This window comes from Thermosynechococcus sp., from assembly GCF_046299635.1.
In the GTDB taxonomy this organism is placed as follows: Bacteria; Cyanobacteriota; Cyanobacteriia; order Thermosynechococcales; family Thermosynechococcaceae; genus Thermosynechococcus.
Genome location: NZ_JBKBHV010000012.1, coordinates 20,425 through 37,499 on the forward strand (window position 1 = coordinate 20,425; position 17,075 = coordinate 37,499).

Annotated in this window: 13 protein-coding genes; 7 read left to right on the forward strand and 6 right to left on the reverse strand. The window is 56.4% G+C overall.

Features of this window, described 5'->3' with window-relative positions; genetic code table 11:
- Positions 1-25: 25 nt before the first annotated feature.
- The 3 genes from ACK4IR_RS06765 to ACK4IR_RS06775 form a co-directional block, all read right to left on the reverse strand.
- On the reverse strand, positions 26-3,877 hold the full coding sequence (locus tag ACK4IR_RS06765; protein WP_409873597.1) for an EAL domain-containing protein: 3,852 nt from the start codon (positions 3,875-3,877) through the stop codon (positions 26-28).
- Between the two features lie 100 nt (positions 3,878-3,977).
- Positions 3,978-4,718 carry a tRNA (guanosine(37)-N1)-methyltransferase TrmD gene (gene trmD, locus ACK4IR_RS06770; protein WP_409873653.1) on the reverse strand — a complete coding sequence of 247 codons (741 nt, stop codon included), beginning with the start codon at positions 4,716-4,718 and terminating at the stop codon, positions 3,978-3,980.
- A complete protein-coding gene (locus ACK4IR_RS06775) occupies positions 4,718-5,827 on the reverse strand; it encodes a S49 family peptidase (RefSeq protein WP_409873599.1) in 1,110 nt (369 codons plus the stop codon). Before ACK4IR_RS06775 ends, trmD begins: the two co-directional genes overlap by 1 nt.
- A 172-nt stretch (positions 5,828-5,999) precedes the next feature.
- Here ACK4IR_RS06775 and pipX point away from each other — a divergent pair, with 172 nt between their 5' ends.
- From pipX to gor, 5 genes are read left to right on the forward strand one after another with little or no spacing between them, the layout of a single operon-like run.
- The gene (pipX, locus tag ACK4IR_RS06780) at positions 6,000-6,269 is read left to right on the forward strand and encodes a transcriptional coactivator PipX (RefSeq protein ID WP_409873601.1); all 270 of its coding nucleotides are present in this window, start codon (positions 6,000-6,002) and stop codon (positions 6,267-6,269) included.
- A gap of 17 nt (positions 6,270-6,286) precedes the next feature.
- Positions 6,287-6,712 carry a heavy metal-responsive transcriptional regulator gene (locus ACK4IR_RS06785; RefSeq protein WP_409873603.1) on the forward strand — a complete coding sequence of 142 codons (426 nt, stop codon included), beginning with the start codon at positions 6,287-6,289 and terminating at the stop codon, positions 6,710-6,712.
- Between the two features lie 60 nt (positions 6,713-6,772).
- Positions 6,773-7,015 carry a thioredoxin family protein gene (locus ACK4IR_RS06790; RefSeq protein WP_409873604.1) on the forward strand — a complete coding sequence of 81 codons (243 nt, stop codon included), beginning with the start codon at positions 6,773-6,775 and terminating at the stop codon, positions 7,013-7,015.
- 20 nt (positions 7,016-7,035) lie between these two features.
- Positions 7,036-8,361, forward strand: a complete 1,326-nt coding sequence (locus ACK4IR_RS06795) for a permease (protein WP_409873606.1) — start codon at positions 7,036-7,038, stop codon at positions 8,359-8,361.
- A 41-nt stretch (positions 8,362-8,402) separates the two neighbouring features.
- On the forward strand, positions 8,403-9,788 hold the full coding sequence (gene gor / locus ACK4IR_RS06800) for a glutathione-disulfide reductase (protein WP_409873608.1): 1,386 nt from the start codon (positions 8,403-8,405) through the stop codon (positions 9,786-9,788).
- On the opposite strand, the gene ctpA is transcribed toward gor, so the two are convergent.
- The 3 genes from ctpA to ACK4IR_RS06815 form a co-directional block, all read right to left on the reverse strand.
- Entirely contained in the window at positions 9,775-11,013 is a 1,239-nt protein-coding gene (ctpA, locus tag ACK4IR_RS06805) for a carboxyl-terminal processing protease CtpA (RefSeq protein ID WP_409873609.1), read from the reverse strand. The genes gor and ctpA overlap by 14 nt on opposite strands.
- 66 nt (positions 11,014-11,079) lie before the next feature.
- The gene (gene truB, locus ACK4IR_RS06810) at positions 11,080-11,943 is read right to left on the reverse strand and encodes a tRNA pseudouridine(55) synthase TruB (protein WP_409873655.1); all 864 of its coding nucleotides are present in this window, start codon (positions 11,941-11,943) and stop codon (positions 11,080-11,082) included.
- Positions 11,943-13,394, reverse strand: a complete 1,452-nt coding sequence (locus ACK4IR_RS06815) for a TolC family protein (protein WP_409873611.1) — start codon at positions 13,392-13,394, stop codon at positions 11,943-11,945. The genes truB and ACK4IR_RS06815 overlap by 1 nt, the downstream gene beginning before the upstream one ends.
- A 122-nt stretch (positions 13,395-13,516) precedes the next feature.
- On the opposite strand from ACK4IR_RS06815, the gene ACK4IR_RS06820 reads away from it, so the two are divergent.
- Positions 13,517-14,155: a class I SAM-dependent methyltransferase gene (locus ACK4IR_RS06820; protein WP_409873613.1), complete on the forward strand. Its 639-nt coding sequence runs from the start codon at positions 13,517-13,519 to the stop codon at positions 14,153-14,155.
- Positions 14,156-14,191: 36 nt separating this feature from the next.
- Positions 14,192-17,062: an aminomethyl-transferring glycine dehydrogenase gene (gcvP, locus tag ACK4IR_RS06825; RefSeq protein WP_409873614.1), complete on the forward strand. Its 2,871-nt coding sequence runs from the start codon at positions 14,192-14,194 to the stop codon at positions 17,060-17,062.
- Positions 17,063-17,075: the final 13 nt, after the last annotated feature.

The window sequence follows — 17,075 nt, forward strand, 5'->3', positions numbered from 1 at the left end:
TTTCGGTCTAAGGGAAGCTTATCCCCTAGTCTAGATTTTTCAAAAGGGATTCAACTTCCTCAGGGAGCATTGGCCGAGCCATCAAATAGCCTTGACCGTAGCGACAGCCCAATTTTTTCAACTGTTTTAATTGTTGGGGGGTTTCGATGCCCTCGGCAATGGTTCCAAAGCCCAAGTGGTGAGCCAGCATAATAATCATCTCCACAATGCGGTAGTTTTCCGGCTTATCCAATTCCTGCACAAATGAGCGATCCACTTTCAAGTGGTGAATGGGGAGGCGGTGTAGATAGCTCAGGCAGGAGTAGCCGGTGCCAAAATCATCAATGCTAATCTCGATGTTGCGATCGCCCAATGCCGTCAGCAGTACCAGCATCTCTTCTCCGATATCCAGCGCCACCCGTTCGGTTAGCTCCAAGATCAACTGTCCCTTGGCCAAGGGGTAGATTTGGCGCACAGCATCCAACTGCCGGAAAAAGTGCGGGTGCTTCAGGGTTTTGGCGGAGATATTGACACTGAGCAGGAGATTGGCCACTTGGGGAAAGCGCTCTTGCCAGACCTTTAGCTGGCGGCAGGCCTCCTCTAGCACCCACCGATCAAGCGCGCTGATTAACTCTGTATCCTCCGCAATCTGCACAAACCGTGCCGGGGAAATGACCTCACCACTGGGATGTCGCCAGCGCACCAGCGCCTCTAGGCCGGCCAAGCGTTGCTTTTTCAACTCAAAGAAGGGCTGATAGACCATCTGCAGGTCATTGGCGTCAATGGCGCAGCGCAGGTCATGCTCTAGACGCAGGGTTTGCCAAATGGTCGTCTGCATTTGGATATCAAAAAGGGCATAGCCCCCCCGCCGCTCTTCTTTGGCACGGTACATGGCAATATCGGCATCGCGGATCACCTGAAAGCTCTCGTTATACTCGCGCTGCGCAAAGACAATGCCAATACTCGCATTGACAAAGAGTTGCAGTTCGTCCACTGCCAATGGATGGTTGAGCTGCTGCAATAGGGATTCAGCAATGGCAATAGCTTCTTCGCGATCTCTAAGACCGGTGGCCAAGATGGCAAATTCATCGCCCCCAAAGCGGCTCACCAAGTACTGGGGGTTGATCCATTGACGGAGGCGCTGGGCAAAACTGACGAGCAAGCGATCGCCGACATTATGGCCGAGGCTGTCGTTGATGAGCTTAAAGCGATTTAAGTCCAAAAAGAGCAAAGCGTAGTGAAAGTCCGACTGCTGCTGCGCTTGAGCAATAGCCTTGACCAATTCCTCGGTCAAGTAGTAGCGATTGGGTAAGCCGGTCAGGGGATCGTAGTAGGCTTGCTGTTTCAATTGTCCCTGTACCTGTATCCAATTGGTTACATCGCGGGAGGCAGTTTGCAGGTACAGGCTCCGCCCTTGGGAGTCTCGGCGGACTTTCACCAAGGTCTCTAGCCAGCGCAGGCTGCCATCGGCAGTAACCACGCGATGAGTAATTGGCCAAAATCGCTCCTGCTGCCTCATTTGCTGTAACTCTTGGCTAACCCGCGATCGCTCTTGGGGTGGACAGAATTCGGCAAAGGGGCGACCGACCATTCCTTGGGGGGCAATTCCCAGCAGCGCCTCACAAGACGGACTAACGTAGAGACATTGCCCTTGGGAATCTAACAGACAAATAATGTCATTGGTATTTTCTGCCAAGAGACGATAGCGCTCCTCACTTTCTCTGAGGGCAATTTCTATTTGTTTGCGCTCGGTAATATCAAGTTGGGTGCCGATGACCTTACAGGGCTGTCCCTTCTCATCACAAAGCAGCGTCGTACTGGCATAAAACCAGCGATAGGAACCGTCGCGATGCCGCAGGCGAAATTCAAGGGTGTGGGAATCAGCTCCCACAAGGAAAGCCCGGAAAAACTGCAATGCCGATTCCCTATCTTCCGGGTGCAGGCGGTTGCGCCAATCCTCAAGGGTAAATCCTGCCGTGGTCGGCTCTCCCAGTTGCTGCTTGTAGCTGTCAGAGACCCAAAAGGTTTCGGTTTCCCAATCAAAGGAGTAAAAGCCGATGCCGGCAGTGACCATCACCATTTGCAGTTGCGCCTGCTGCTCTCTTAAGCGCTCTTGGATCTGTCGCTGCTCTGTGACATCCAAGACCAAGGTGTGCCACAGGATACCGCCATCCTCAAGGGCTTCTGGCTGCCCCGCCCCCTCTAGCCACCGTATCTCCCCGTCGGGACGCACAATGCGAAACTGCCATTGCCAAGGGGTAAGGGTTTCCGCCGAGTGGCGCACCGACTCCCAAGTGGCGGTGTAATCTTCGGGATGCACCAATGCCCAGAGGACTTTGCCATCGGCGGCGGCAGCCTCGGCTGAAACACCCCAAATCTTTTCGCAAAGGGGGTTAAGGTAAAACACTTGAATCTGACCATCAGCCCGTTGCAGATAGCGAAAGAGTGCCCCCGGCAGATTCATGGCTGTGCGGCGAAGGCGTTCTTCACTGCGGCAGAGGGCTGCTTCTGCTTGGCGGCGCTGGTTTAGCTCCCGCTGTAATTGTTCGTGCAGACTCGCTTGGTGAATGGCCACTTCCAACTGGGTAGCGACAGCACGAACGAGGGCAATTTCTGCGGCTGACCAGTGGTGGGAGCGATTCAACGTAAAGACAGTTAAACTGCCCCACAATTGATTGTTGACCCACAAAGGAATGAGGAGCCATGCTCCCGGAAAGGTCTGGGCGATTGTTTGATTGACTGGGTCGGTAATTGCCTGCGTGTCGGCGATCGCCACCACCTCTCCCTGCTTCAGGCGATCGGCAAAAGGATTGTTGGCATCAGGGATTTCAAAGCCCACTAAGGGTGTAAATTCTGGGTCATGGTAGTACTCGGCAACATGGCGCCAAACCTGAGCATCGGACAAGTACTGTACCACACAGGCATCTAGCCCCAAACCCATCTGGGCAACTTCACAGACTGCCGTCCGAAAGATCGTCTCCAAATCAAGGGAGTTGCGAATCGCTTGGCTAATGCGGTTGAGGGTTTGCTCCCGCCAGAGCTGCTCTTTGAGGGTGGTAATATCGCGGCCAACCGATTGGATTTCTTGCAGCTGCCCTGCTTGATTGAAGACCCCAAGGCTCACCCACTGCGTCCAGATCACGGCGCCTTGGGCATTTTGCAGGCGGCTTTCGGAGGTAAACGTCGGCGCTTCAGGGGTCAGGGCGGCCAAGGCTTCAAGCATCAGTGCTAACTCCGAGGCAGAGACAAATTCCACCCAGTTACGGCCGATGACCTCCTGAGACGATCGCCCCACTGCCCGACAAAAGGCCTGATTGGCAAAGGTAATGGTGGTGGCGGGGGTGGAGCGCACCACAAAGTCGGTTTGGGCTTGCAGGATCTCGTGGTACCGATTGGCTTGGGTTTGAAAATAGTTGGCCAGAATGCGCTGCTCAATTTCCTGCCGCTTGCGATCGCTAATGTCAATGTAGGCGGCAAGGCTGCCCACCACTGCCCCTTGGCGAGTTAATAGGGGAATGCCGTAAACCTCTAGGGTAATGCGATCGCAAAGCCGCTGCACATCCAACTCCACCGGCCCAACACAAACCCCCTGCAGCGCCAAAATGGGGGGCAGCTCTTCCTTGGGGTAGGGGCGATCGCTATCGCAAAAGTAGAGTTTAATATTGGTCTGAATTGCTGCGCAGGGATACAGCGGGTCGCTAATCCCAAGAAACTTGCGTCCCTGTGGATTGGTATAAACTAACTGCCCCTCAGGATTGTAAAGGCAAATACCCAAGGGTAAAGCATCCAGAATCGTGGCCAGACAGTGCTCAACCTCCGCGGCGCCAAGCTTCTGCAAAACATCAATCAGGTTCTTCTCTGCTGCTGTCATCTCAGGGAACAGGCTGGCGTCAAACATTTCAAAAGACCGAGTAAAAGAATGCCTTGAGAAAACTTTAGTACTTGTTGCTGTTGCCGCAGGTTATCTTGATAACCAGTTTTGCTAATTTTATTTTAGTTTAACTTTTGCTTTTGGTTTTGAAATGCTCCTCGATAGAGGCTCTAGACGCCTGCGCAGCAAGCCATTTGGCATATAAATCCGGTCGGCGCTGTCGGGTACGCTCGATTTGTTGCGATCGCCGCCACGCAGCAATTTTTTCATGATGACCGGAGAGCAAGACAGGCGGCACGGTCCAACCCCGAAATTCGGCGGGGCGGGTGTAGTGGGGATAATCGAGTAAGCCATCTTCAAAGCTATCTTGGTGGAGGGAAGCAGCTTTGCCTACAGTGCCCGGCAGGAGGCGCAGCACACCATTGAGAATCACAAGGGCAGGAATCTCCCCACAGCTCAGCACAAAATCGCCAATGGAAATCTCTTGGGTGACTAGGTGCTCCACTACCCGCTCATCCACCCCCTCGTAGTGACCACAGAGAATCACCAGTTGATCTCGCTCCTGTGACCAGTGCCAGAGGTGCTGCTGAGTGAGGGGTTGCCCTTGGGGGGTGACATAGAGAATTTCCCGCCGCGGTAAGATGGGCAGCGATTCCACTGCCGCAAAGAGGGGTTCAGGCTTCATGACCATGCCGACACCGCCGCCATAGGGTTCATCATCCACCCGCCGGTGCTTATCGGTACTAAACTCGCGGGGATTCGTCAGGACAACTTCAGCAATGCCCCGTGCCAAAGCTTTGGCCATTAGCCCACTGCTGAGGGGGGAGGCAAAGAACTCGGGAAAAAGGGTAATAATGTCAAAGCGCATCACTGACGGCGGCAAGACAGGAAACCATAGTAGGCAAGAGCACGCAATTGGCTGAGGGCACAAAGTTGCTCTTGTTTCCACACCTGCTGTGCTTCTGGCGCTGGAGGCGGTGACTGAACCCCAAAGAGTTGATGGATCAAAGGAGAGCGATCGCGCCGAAAACGGACAATGGCATATTCTCCCTCCTTGAGATGAGCAGCCCTAGCAAGGGTGCTGAGGGTTTGGGGACGGCTACGGGTGCCATCAATGAGGCGGTAGTTCTGCGCCTGATCGTTACTAAAGATCATTGCTCCCATTTGGTTGCGGATGACAGTGGGATCAATACCGCGGGCTTGGGCCACGTGGTTGACAAACTTGCTGTACTCCTGCTCAAGGCCGGCTTGAAACACCTGAATTTCTTGGGGCGTAAGGCGACGGAAGGGATTGCCAATATCTTTGCCCCGACCGGCACTGAGGGTGCGTTCTTCAATACTGTTGGCAGTGACGCCCCCCTGAAGCAGGCCATTATCCAAGCGGGTGGGGCGATCGTAGTAGAGGACACTAGGACCAAGAATGCCAATACTGCCAATCATACTGCCGTGATCGGCATAGATCTTATCCGCCGTTACCATTGCCCAAACGCCACCGGAGGCAGAAATGCCCTCAATAAAGGCATAGACGGGTTTTTGGGTGGCTGCGCGGTAGCTTTTAATGCCGTCGGCGATCGCCTGCGAGCCAAAAATAGTACCGCCGGGAGTATTGAAATTGAGTAGGACAGCCTTAATCGTTTCATCCTTGGCAGCCTCTTCTAGCTGCTGCTGCACTTCATAGCCGTAGGTGACCCCCACAAGGGGCGCAAAGAAGGTATCCTCTTCGTTTTGCGGGCTGCCGAGAATTGGCCCTGTAATATCAATTCTGAGAATGCGATCGCGACTCGTTTCCTTGCCGCTAATGTGCTCGTAGGGACTGGTTTCACTGGTGGGCGCCAACAAAACTCCAAGGAGGGCAAAGAAGACTGTAGCACTCACACCCACCACCCCCAGTGTAAAGAAGAACGTCAGCGTGCCAAAGAAAATCACGCCACAGCGGTGCAACACACTGGGCCAAAAGGGAGGAAGTGAACGGGTCATAGAGGGGGAGAGGGTTTGGGTATAATCTGGAAAGTTTTTTAGTCAAGTGTTTTACTTAATTTTAGCCGCAGTCTGCGGTGTTCCCTTGTTTTTCCCCCTCACGACCCATCCTTGCCGTGTTGACCTGTCACGATCCTGTTGCGAGGTAGTTTTTTTCTAAATGAACTTCTCGATGACCGCTGAGCAGTATCTCAATCACCCCACCTTTGGCTTGCTCTACGGCGTCTGCCCTATTGATGAGCATCGGCAACTTTTTACCACGTTGTACGCCCAGCGACTGTTTTTTATTGTCAGCCAACGGCCGGGAGGAATGGCGTTTGAGTCCATTAGTCGCACCGATGCACGGATGCTCATAGAACAGCGGTTGCGATCGCTCCGTCGCCTTGGCAAAATGGCTGAATACCAAGCACTCCAGGCCATTCATCGCCAAGCTTTTATGTAGGAGCGCAAATCCCGGCCATGACAACAAAAACATGGCAAATCAAAGAGGTGGCTGAGCAGTTGCGCATTCATCCCCAAACCCTGTATTACTACGAGCGCATTGGTTTACTGCCGCCGCCCCAGCGCACGCCGGGAGGCTATCGCCAATTTACCGAGGTGGACATTGAGCGATTGCAGTTTATCCAGCGGGCAAAGGCTTTGGGATTTCGCCTCAAGGAAATTCGCCAACTGCTCGATCTACGCGAGCAGCGCACCTTCACCTGCTGGGCGGTGTATGAGCAACTCCAACAGAAAATTGCTGCCATTGAAGTCCAGATGCTGGAGTTGCAGGCACTCAAGCAGGAGTTGGAAACCCTCCTTCAGGAATGCCACAGCCGTCTTGCCACCGGGATGACGGATCAAACCTGTACCCTGTTGGAGGAGTCGGCACCCTCCTCCCCTTGACCTTGTAGTGAGGTATAGGGTTTAGCCTAGGGTGAGAGAAACCGATTGAGGCAAACCCGTATGAGTCAACTGACAATTGATGTTCTCGGGACAGGCTGTGAAAAGTGCCACGAATTGGAAGCCAATGCCCGCACTGCCCTGACGCGGTTGAACTTGACGGCCGAGGTGAATCACATTACCGATCCCTTGGCGATCGCCGACTGCGGCGTGATGCGCACCCCCGCCTTGCGGATCAACGGTCAAGTGGTCTCCCAAGGTAAAGTCCTGAGTGCGGATGAAATTGCGGCGTTACTCCCCCACTGAGATTCCCAAAGGAGAGAGCAATGCAAGGCAGTACCTTTTGGCAGGGGCAGTGGAAATCCCTTTTCGCCATCCTTGCCGTCTTCCTGTTGTGCTTCTATTTGCCTGTTGAGCAGTTGCAGCAGTGGCCGCGCCTCCATGCTGCCTTCTGGAATGCGCTGTATTTGGTGCGCTGGTATGCCCAAGAGCACGTCCTTCTCTGTTTGGTGCCGGCCTTTTTTATTGCCGGGGCGATCGCCGTCTTTCTCAGTCAAGAGGCCGTGATGAAGTATCTGGGGGCAGAAGCCCCGAAGGCCTTGGCCTATGGCGTGGCGGCAGTCTCGGGCACCATTTTAGCGGTGTGCTCCTGCACGGTGTTGCCCCTCTTTGCCAGTATCTATCGGCGCGGCGCCGGATTGGGGCCGGCGATCGCCTTTCTCTACTCCGGGCCGGCCATTAATGTCTTGGCCATCATCCTCACGGCGCGGGTGTTGGGGCTGTCGCTGGGGGTGGCGCGGGCGATCGGGGCCATCCTCTTTAGTGTGGTGATTGGGTTGATCATGCAAGCCCTCTTTCCCGGCCCGGTTGCAGCATCTTCGCGGAGTAGCCCGCCCTCGGCCGGCCAGGAAGCTGCCCGTCCGCTCTGGCAGCAGGTAATCTTCCTTGCGGTGTTGGTAGGCATTCTGGTGTTTGCCAACTGGGCACAGCCTGCCACCGCAGCTCCCCTCTGGCAGGCGATCGCCCAAAGTAAGTGGTGGCTTACGGGATTGTTGGGTCTCATTCTCGGTGGCCTGTTGATGTCTTGGTATCAACTCCAGCCCGCCAAAGTGTTGCTGGTGATCGGTGTCACTGCCGTCCTCGCATGGCGATTTGCCCCACAGCCGTTGGTTCCCTTTAGTGCAGCCATTGTGGGTTTGGGCTGGCTGACCAGTACGGCGCGGGGTGAGGCCAAGGCTTGGTTTGAGTCCACCTGGGAGTATGCTCAGCAGATTTTACCCCTCTTGTTGGGGGGAGTACTCATTGCCGGTGCCCTCCTAGGACGACCGGGGAGTGAAGCGCTCATTCCCAGTCAATGGATTACCCAAGCCGTCGGCGGTAACTCTATTGGGGCAAATTTTGTGGCGGCGATCGCCGGGGCGTTCATGTACTTTGCCACCCTGACGGAAGTTCCTATCCTGCAAGGCCTACTGGCCAACGGTATGGGACAAGGGCCTGCACTTGCCCTCCTGCTAGCCGGGTCGGCGCTCTCTTTGCCCAACATGCTGGTCATCCGCCAAATCATTGGCTGGCGCAAAACGATTGCCTATGTGGCATTGGTTGTGCTAATGGCAACCCTGTGCGGCCTTGGCTACGGCTACTTTTGGGGTTGACGCCGATTCGCTAGACTGAGGCTAGGCTTTGGGGAGCAAAAATGAGCTACGACTACGACCTGTTTGTGATTGGAGCCGGCTCCGGCGGTTTAGCGGCCTCAAAACGGGCAGCTTCCTATGGCGCCAAGGTAGCCATTGCCGAAGGGGATAGGGTCGGCGGCACCTGTGTCATTCGGGGCTGTATCCCCAAAAAGCTCATGGTCTACGGCTCTAAATTCAGTCATCTCTTTGAAGATGCCGTTGGCTACGGCTGGCGTCCTGTCAAAGCCAAATTGAACTGGGAACGCCTCATGCAAGCGGTGCAGCAAGAGGTGAATCGTCTCAGCCAGCTGCACATTAGCTATCTTGCTAAGGCCGGGGTTGAACTGCTGCCCTTTTTTGCGCGGTTTGTCGATCCCCACACCCTGGAACTGGTGGATCGCGAAGGACAGGTTCAGCGGCGGGTGACAGCGGCGAAAATCTTGATTGCCGTGGGGGGAGAGGCAATTAAGCCCGAGGTGCCTGGTATTGAACACAGCATTACCTCACGGGAGATGTTTTTACTGCCCAAGCAGCCCAAGCGCTTGGCGGTTCTCGGCGGTGGCTATATTAGCGTCGAGTTTGCCACCATTATGCGCGGCTTAGGCACAGAAGTGATCCACTTTCTGCGGGGCGATCGTCCCCTGCGGGGGTTTGATCAAGACATTCAAGACGGCGTCTATGAGGGGATGCTGCGCCACGGCATTGATGTGCGTCCTCGCTGCCACGTAACCGGCTTGAAGCTTACTAAACAGGGCCACATCCGCATCTCCTATGAGCAAGAGGGTCAACCCTGCGAAACCAAGGTGGATACGGTGCTGTGTGCCGTGGGGCGTGCCCCTAACCTGCGGGGGCTAGGTCTTGATCAGGCGGGGGTGCACCTCACGACCAACAGCCAAGGAATTGTTGCCATTGCCGTGGATGAATACTATCGCACCAGCCAGGAGCACATTTTTGCGGTGGGCGATTGCACCAACCGCGTCAACCTCACCCCTGTAGCCATTGCCGAAGGACGGGCCTTTGCCGATACCCAATTTGGCAACCGACCGCGCACCCTGAGCTACGAAAAGATCCCCTCAGCGGTGTTTTCCCAACCGGAAGCGGCTTCGGTGGGGCTGTCGGAAGCTCAGGCCAAGGCAAAGTTGGGGGCAGAGAATGTCAAAATCTACCGTACGGCCTTTCGCCCGCTGTACCACAGCCTTACGGGTCGCGATGAAAAGGTGATCGTCAAGCTGGTGGTGGACAAGGATACCGAGGAGGTGCTCGGTGCCCACATGGTGGGGGACACTGCCGCTGAAATTATTCAAGGGATTGCGATCGCCCTTAAAATGGGTGCCACCAAGAAGGACTTTGATGCCACCATGGCCATTCACCCCTCGACGGCGGAGGAGTTTGTCACGCTGCGTTAGCGGCAACCTGCACCGGGCGGTGGAGCAGCTCTAGAGCTGCCAGATATTGGGGATCCGCTGCTGTCCCCATGGCCGCCAGACTCTCCGGCCCCTCGAGAACCCGCCGATCTGGTTCGATGCCCACTTTGTTGATGTTGTGGTGGTTGGGGGTTTCATAGTAGGCAATGGTCACCGCCAGACCCGATCCATCGCTGAGACTAAAAAGGGACTGAATTGAGCCTTTACCGAAGGTGCGATCGCCCACGAGGCGGGCACGCCCATGGTCTTGCAGGGCGCCGGCCAAAATCTCAGCGGCACTGGCAGTACCCCCATTGACAAGCACAACGAGGGGATCGTGGGTGAGGGCTGCCCCAGCGGCATTGAGGCTATCAATAATCCCTTGGCGATCGACGGTATAGGCGATAACCCCCCCATCTAGCCAGAGTTGGGCAATTTCTACCCCTGCCTGCAACAGTCCGCCCGGATTATTGCGCAGATCAAGAATATACTCCTGCGCCCCTTGCTGCTCTAGCCGCTGAATGGCATTGCGCATTTCGGTGGCCGCCATGGCACTAAACTGGGTGAGGCGGATATAGCCAACCGTGTGCCCTTGGATGGGGCGAGCTTCAGCAATCACCGGATTAATTGCAATGTGGCCACGTTGCAGGGTGATTTCCTGAGGGGCTTCACTGCCCCGCTGCAGCAACAGGTGAACCGCAGAACCGGCAGCGCCCCGCATGCGTTCGGCAGCTTCATCAAGGCTCAACTTGGCGGTGGGAACACCGTCAATAGCCAAAATGCGATCCCTTGGTTGGATCCCCGCTTGAGCTGCGGGAGAGCCATCAATGGGGGCAATGACTTCAAGAACACCGGTTTTGGGGTCGGTGCTAATCTGGAGGCCGACGCCCGTCAATTCCCCGGCGGTGGTGGTTTGCAGGCTCCGAAATTGGGCAGGTCGCAGGAAACGGGTAAACGGATCCTCAAGGGTGGCCACCATCTTTTCTATGGCCTCGTAGGTGGCCTCGCGATTGGGCAACGGACGTTTCAGGGCTTTTTCGCGCACCAGCCACCAGTTTTGGCCGTTAAAGGAGGGATCCACATAGGCCTGGTTGACAATGCGCCATGCCTCATTGAAGAGTTTTTGTTCCTCCGTTAGGGCGATCGCCAAGTCGCTGGAGAAAACGCCCCAGACCGCCCCCAGCACAACGAAAAAACAGATGAGACGTTGCTGCCAGCGAACCCCCATTCCTTCACCTAACTGATGACTTCTTTTTTCTAAGCTAGCACTAGAAAAATGTTTCGGAAGACCCAGTTATTCCTTAAGAACAACCTTGGGCTGCAGGCGATCGCCCCCACTGGCACCGATGCCCACACAAACACCGGCAAACGTGACGCCAACAAGGGTTCCCGCCGGGGGGAGATCCCCACAGACAATGGGGCGGCCATGACACCAGTCGCTGAGTTGTGCGTCATTGAGTTCCCGCCACGGCAGATGAGCGAGAACCGCTTGGGGCGATCGCAACGGTAAATGCTCTGGGGAAATGCTTTCTAGGGAATGGCTTTCCTCAATCTTGAGGCCACCACTTTCAATCCGTTGCAGGGCCGCCAGGGTTCCCCCTACCCCCAACGCCGTCCCTAGGTCGCGGGCAAGGGCACGAATGTAGGTGCCACCGCCACAGGTAATGCGCAGGGTGAGGTCGGGGTGCTCTCCCGGTTGCCAATCTAACACGGCAATATCGTAGATCTCGACGATCCGTGGTGGAACGCTCACCACTTCCCCCAGCCGCGCACGGGCATAAAGCCGCCGGCCATCCACTTGAATTGCACTGTAGGCGGGGGGCAATTGCGCAATTCGGCCGATAAACTGCGGCAGCTGTGCCTGAACGGCCTCAAGGGTAAGGTGGCCGGCGGGCTGCTCTTGGCAGAGGTCACCCGTAATATCATCGGTGGTCGTGGTAAGACCAAAGCGCACCGTGCCGATGTAGGCCTTGCGATCCCGCAAATAGGGCAGCAGTCGCGTCGCCGCCCCAAGGGCGATCGGCAGTACCCCTGTGGCCATTGGATCCAACGTGCCACCGTGGCCGATGCGCTTTAGCCGCAGCCGCCTGCGCAGCTCGTTAATGCAGTCGTGGGAGGTGCAGCCGGCCGGTTTATTGAGATTCAAAAAACCGAACATCACGGGGTTACCGTTCCTTGCGGACTGAGAGGCAAACCACTGACAAAGCGTTGCAGGGCAGCGATCGCCCGATTGTACTCAACCGTGGCATTGAGGAGGTTGCTCTGGGCTTGAACTAGGGCTGCTTCGGCACTGCTCACCTCCGCTTGGGTGCCCACACCCGCTTGGAAGCGCAGCCGGGCAAGGCGGAGACCCTCGGTGGCTTGGCGCACTGCCACTTCATTGGTGCGGATATTTTCCTGACTTGATTTCAGGGTGTAGTAGGCCTGCTCCACTTGGAAGCGAATCAAGTTGCGAAAGGCGGCATACTGGGCTTCGGCGATCGCTGCATTACTCTCCTGCTGGGCGGCACTGGCGCGGGAAACCCCGCCATCAAAGAGCGTCCAGTTCAATTGACCCCCGACGGTATATCCCCAGCGGGGTGCCCTATCATCCGTGAGGCTATCAAGGGTGTTGAAACTTCCCCCGGCCACCAGCTGGGGTCGCAAATTTGCCAAGGCAACCCGTCGCTGTTGGAGGGCTGCATTCCGTTGGGTCAGTTGCTGCTCCAGTTCCACCCGATTGCGCAAGGCAAGGGCAATACTCTCCTCAAGGGAAAGTGTCCATTCCCCCACCACCCGAATGGGGTCTGCCGCCCGCACATTGGCCTTGTCATTCAGACTAAGCAGCTGTGCCAGTTGACGTTGAGCCGTTTGCAGTTGACTTTGGGCTTGCACCAGTTGCTGTTGGTTGTTGGCCAGTTGCACCTGGGCGGTGAGGACATCGAATTGTGTGCCCAGGCCAGCCCGTTCGCGGGCGATCGCATCCCGCAGACTTACTTGCGAGTTTTGGACGGCAGCTTCGGCAATGCGCACAAGAGCTTCCGCCTGTTGGATGTTGTAGTAGCCATTGGTGACCTCCTGGCGCAATTGTTCCAGTTCCCGCTGTAAATCCAGTTCGGCATTGCGCACCTGTTCTTGGGCAGCTTTAATGTTGCCATCCCGTTGGCCGGCGGTGAAAATGTTGTATCCCAGTTGCACCGTACTTGTCCACGTGTTGCTGGTGCTATCTACGCGCAAGGGTGGGGGCAGTTGGGCATTTTGCAGGCGAATTGCCGCTGAATCGGTACGATTAATGCCCAACTGTAAGGAGAGGGTGGGATAAAGAGCAGCCTTAGCTTGGCGCAAAACTGCCCGACTCTGCTGTAGTTGCGCTTCAAGAATTTGCAGTTGGCGATTATTCCGCCGCGCCAGTTCAAGCGCTTCGTTGAGGGTAAGGGGGCGATCCAAATCAATTTTCACTTGATCGGCACGACTGGGCAGGTAAAGGGGATCGGGATTGGGATGGAGGGGCAACAGATCGGTTGCCGTAGCGTGGGGTTGGGCGATCGCCCCCCCGCTCATGGTCATCAAAACGCCCACCAAGCTTCCGAGTAGGAGATAGCTCTGCTGCCAGAGGGATAGTTGACCCATGTTCACTCCCGACGCCGTGAGAATTAGGAATTCTTTAACAGTCCTTATCTTAAGGAATTACTCCCAAAAAGGCGCTACACTTGGCTCAAGTTTCGGAAAAATTCAATTCTGTACCTGACCGGGTGGCAACCATTCTACGCACTTGGAGCTATCAATATCCGTGGCTTTACGACACCATTAGTGCCCTTGCCGCACTCCCGCTCGGGGGGCGCGATCGCCTGCATCGCTTGGCTTGGCAAGCGCTGGATTTGCCCCGCAGTGCCGTTGTTTTAGACCTCTGCTGTGCCCACGGCGTTGTCACAAAAGCCTTAACCCAACGCTTTGATCAGGTCATCGGACTGGATGCCTCCCCCAAGGCGATCGCCCGTGCCCAACAGCGCGTCCCCCAAGCCACCTATGTCCAAGCCTTTGCCGAGCAGATGCCCTTTGCCGATGCCACCTTTGATCTGGTGCACACCAGCATGGCGCTCCACGAAATGACCCCGCAGCAGCGGCATGCCCTCTTGGCAGAAGTGTGGCGGGTTCTAAAGCCCGGTGGTTGGTTTGCCCTCATTGACTTTCATCGTCCCCAAGTCCCCCTCTTTTGGCCGGGGATGGCCCTCTTTTTCTGGCTGTTTGAAACGGAAACCGCTTGGGAACTGCTGCAAACGGACTTGGCCGCGCACCTCCGATTACAGGGATTTACCGTGGAGCGGCAAAGTAACTACTTGGGGCACAGTTTACAGGTAATCCATGGTCGCAAACCCCACCCAAAGGATTAAGATATATGAACAATTTCCTCTACGAGTGCAATAGGGATGGTCAGTTCACTGCCCCAACTGGAGATCAACTTAGAAACAGATGCGGAATTTGTGGCACGGCACATTGGGATCACGCCTGCGGATCTCCCCGAAATGTTGCGCCTGTTGGGGTATGGCAGCCTTGCGGAACTGATCCATGCCGTCATTCCCGCGGAAATTCGCTTGCCGCGTCCCTTGGCGCTTGGCGAGGGTCTCAGTGAAGCGGCTGCGCTGAAAAAGCTACGCGCTATTGCGGCGAAAAACCAACTTTGGCGCAGCTACATCGGCATGGGCTACTACAACTGCATTACACCGGCGGTGATTCAGCGCAACATTCTGGAAAACCCCGTCTGGTACACCCCCTATACGCCCTACCAAGCAGAAATTGCCCAAGGACGCCTAGAGGCGCTCCTCAACTTTCAAACCCTTGTGAGCGATCTGACCGGACTCCCCATTGCCAATGCCTCCCTTCTTGATGAGGCGACGGCGGCTGCAGAAGCCATGACCCTGAGCTTGAATGTCCGCCCTCAAAAGGGAGCCAAACGCTTCTTGGTGGCTCAAGACTGTCATCCCCAAACCCTAGCGGTGCTGCGCACCCGTGCCCTGCCCCTTGGCATTGAGATTGTGCCCATTGACCCCACCGCCGATGACTTGCCTTGGGAAAATGCCTTTGGTTTGCTCTTGCAATATCCTGCTAGCGATGGCGCAGTGCGATCGCCCCAAGCCCTGATTGCCGCTGCCCATGGGCGGGGACTGTTGGTGACCGTGGCCACCGATCTCCTTGCCCTCACCCTGCTGACACCGCCGGGGGAATTGGGCGCCGATATTGCCGTGGGCAGTTCGCAGCGGTTTGGTGTGCCCTTGGGCTATGGCGGTCCCCATGCGGCCTTCTTTGCCATCCGTGAAGAATTTAAGCGGCAGTTGCCGGGACGGCTGGTGGGGGTCTCCCACGATGCCCTTGGTCAAACGGCATTGCGCCTGGCCCTCCAAACCCGGGAGCAGCACATTCGCCGCGAAAAGGCCACCAGTAACATTTGCACCGCCCAAGTTCTGTTGGCGGTTGTGGCCAGTATGTACGCCGTCTATCATGGCCCAGAGGGATTGCGGCGAATTGCCGAGCGCATCCATCAACGGGCAGTGAGCCTAGCAGCAGGCCTAGAAGCCGCCGGCTATCAGCTTTACCATTCTCAATTTTTTGACACCCTGCACCTTCGCCTAGGGAATCTGTCGCTCCATGTGCTCAAGGAGCGGGCGGCAGCAGCCCAAATTAACCTGCGCTACTTTGAGGATGGCAGTGTGGGCATTAGCGTGGATGAGACCACCACTGAACAAGATGTTGCAGATTTACTGGCTCTGTTTGGCGCTACGCCGGTGGAAAGGAGAGGGGGCGATCGCCTGCCGCCAGCCCTGAAACGTCACTCTCCTTATCTTCAGCACCCGGTCTTTCAGAACTACCACAGCGAACACGCCCTGCTGCGCTACATACACCGCCTCCAGGCCAAGGATCTTTCCCTTACCACCTCGATGATTCCCCTTGGCTCCTGCACGATGAAGCTGAATGCCACCGCTGAACTGCTGCCCATCAGCTGGCCGGAGTTCAATCAACTGCATCCCTTTGTGCCGGCAGAGCAGGCCCAAGGCTATCGCCAACTGTTTCAAGAGCTAGAAGCAATGCTGGCGGAGATCACAGGCTTTGATGCCATTTCCCTGCAACCCAATGCCGGCTCCCAGGGGGAATATGCGGGCCTGTTGGTGATTCGCCAATACCACCACAGCCGTGGGGAACCCCAGCGCAACGTCTGTCTCATTCCCACCTCTGCCCATGGCACCAATCCCGCCAGCGCCGTCATGGCCGGCATGCAAGTGGTGGCCGTCAATTGCGATGCCCAAGGCAACATTGACATTGCCGATTTAGCTGCGAAAGCCGAAACCTATGGCGATCGCCTGGCGGCGCTGATGATCACCTATCCTTCGACCCACGGGGTGTTTGAAACGGAAATTCGCCGCCTCTGTGAGATCATCCATCGCCACGGCGGTCAAGTCTATATGGATGGTGCCAATATGAATGCCCAAGTGGGGCTGTGCCGGCCGGCAGATTTTGGTGCCGATGTCTGCCATTTGAATCTCCACAAAACCTTTTGCATTCCCCACGGCGGGGGTGGACCGGGGGTAGGGCCGATCGGCGTCAAAGCCCACTTGGCGCCCTTTTTGCCGACAACGCAGGTGATTCCCCAAGGCTCAGAAATTGGCCCTGTGACCGCCGCCCCTTGGGGCAGTGCCGGTATTTTGCCGATCTCGTGGATGTACATCACCCTGATGGGGGGGGCGGGGTTGACGCGCGCGACGGCGATCGCCATCCTCAATGCCAACTACATTGCCAAGCGCCTTGAACCCTACTATCCCGTTCTCTACAAAGGTGCCCACGGCTTGGTGGCCCACGAGTGCATTCTCGATCTGCGGCCTCTGAAAAAATCGGCGGGCATCGAGGTGGAAGACGTTGCGAAGCGGCTGATGGACTACGGCTTCCATGCCCCCACGATCTCTTGGCCGGTGCCGGGCACGTTGATGATTGAACCCACCGAAAGTGAAACCAAGGCGGAATTGGATCGCTTTTGTGAGGCCATGATTGCCATTCGGAGCGAAATTGCTCAAATTGAGGCCGGGGTGAGCGATCGGCAGCAAAATCCCCTGAAGAATGCCCCCCATCCCGCCCTGATGCTGGCTCAGGATCCATGGCCCTATCCCTATTCGCGGGAAGTGGCCGCCTACCCCGCCCCCTGGCTGCGGGAGTACAAATTCTGGCCGGCCGTTGCCCGCATTGACAATGCCTATGGCGATCGCCATCTGGTGTGTAGCTGCCCCCTGCCCATGACGGCGGCGGAGTCTTAAGGAAAGCTGAAAT

Excerpts from the sequence above, each read along its gene's own strand:
- truB (WP_409873655.1), bottom strand. The coding sequence starts at position 11,943 with ATGTTCGGTTTTTTGAATCTCAATAAACCGGCCGGCTGCACCTCCCAC.
- ACK4IR_RS06790 (WP_409873604.1), top strand. The coding sequence starts at position 6,773 with ATGAGTCAACTGACAATTGATGTTCTCGGGACAGGCTGTGAAAAGTGC.
- ACK4IR_RS06795 (WP_409873606.1), top strand. The coding sequence starts at position 7,036 with ATGCAAGGCAGTACCTTTTGGCAGGGGCAGTGGAAATCCCTTTTCGCC.
- gcvP (WP_409873614.1), top strand. The coding sequence starts at position 14,192 with ATGGTCAGTTCACTGCCCCAACTGGAGATCAACTTAGAAACAGATGCG.
- pipX (WP_409873601.1), top strand. The coding sequence starts at position 6,000 with ATGACCGCTGAGCAGTATCTCAATCACCCCACCTTTGGCTTGCTCTAC.
- ACK4IR_RS06765 (WP_409873597.1), bottom strand. The coding sequence starts at position 3,877 with ATGTTTGACGCCAGCCTGTTCCCTGAGATGACAGCAGCAGAGAAGAAC.
- trmD (WP_409873653.1), bottom strand. The coding sequence starts at position 4,718 with ATGCGCTTTGACATTATTACCCTTTTTCCCGAGTTCTTTGCCTCCCCC.
- gor (WP_409873608.1), top strand. The coding sequence starts at position 8,403 with ATGAGCTACGACTACGACCTGTTTGTGATTGGAGCCGGCTCCGGCGGT.
- ACK4IR_RS06775 (WP_409873599.1), bottom strand. The coding sequence starts at position 5,827 with ATGACCCGTTCACTTCCTCCCTTTTGGCCCAGTGTGTTGCACCGCTGT.
- ctpA (WP_409873609.1), bottom strand. The coding sequence starts at position 11,013 with ATGGGGGTTCGCTGGCAGCAACGTCTCATCTGTTTTTTCGTTGTGCTG.
- ACK4IR_RS06815 (WP_409873611.1), bottom strand. The coding sequence starts at position 13,394 with ATGGGTCAACTATCCCTCTGGCAGCAGAGCTATCTCCTACTCGGAAGC.
- ACK4IR_RS06785 (WP_409873603.1), top strand. The coding sequence starts at position 6,287 with ATGACAACAAAAACATGGCAAATCAAAGAGGTGGCTGAGCAGTTGCGC.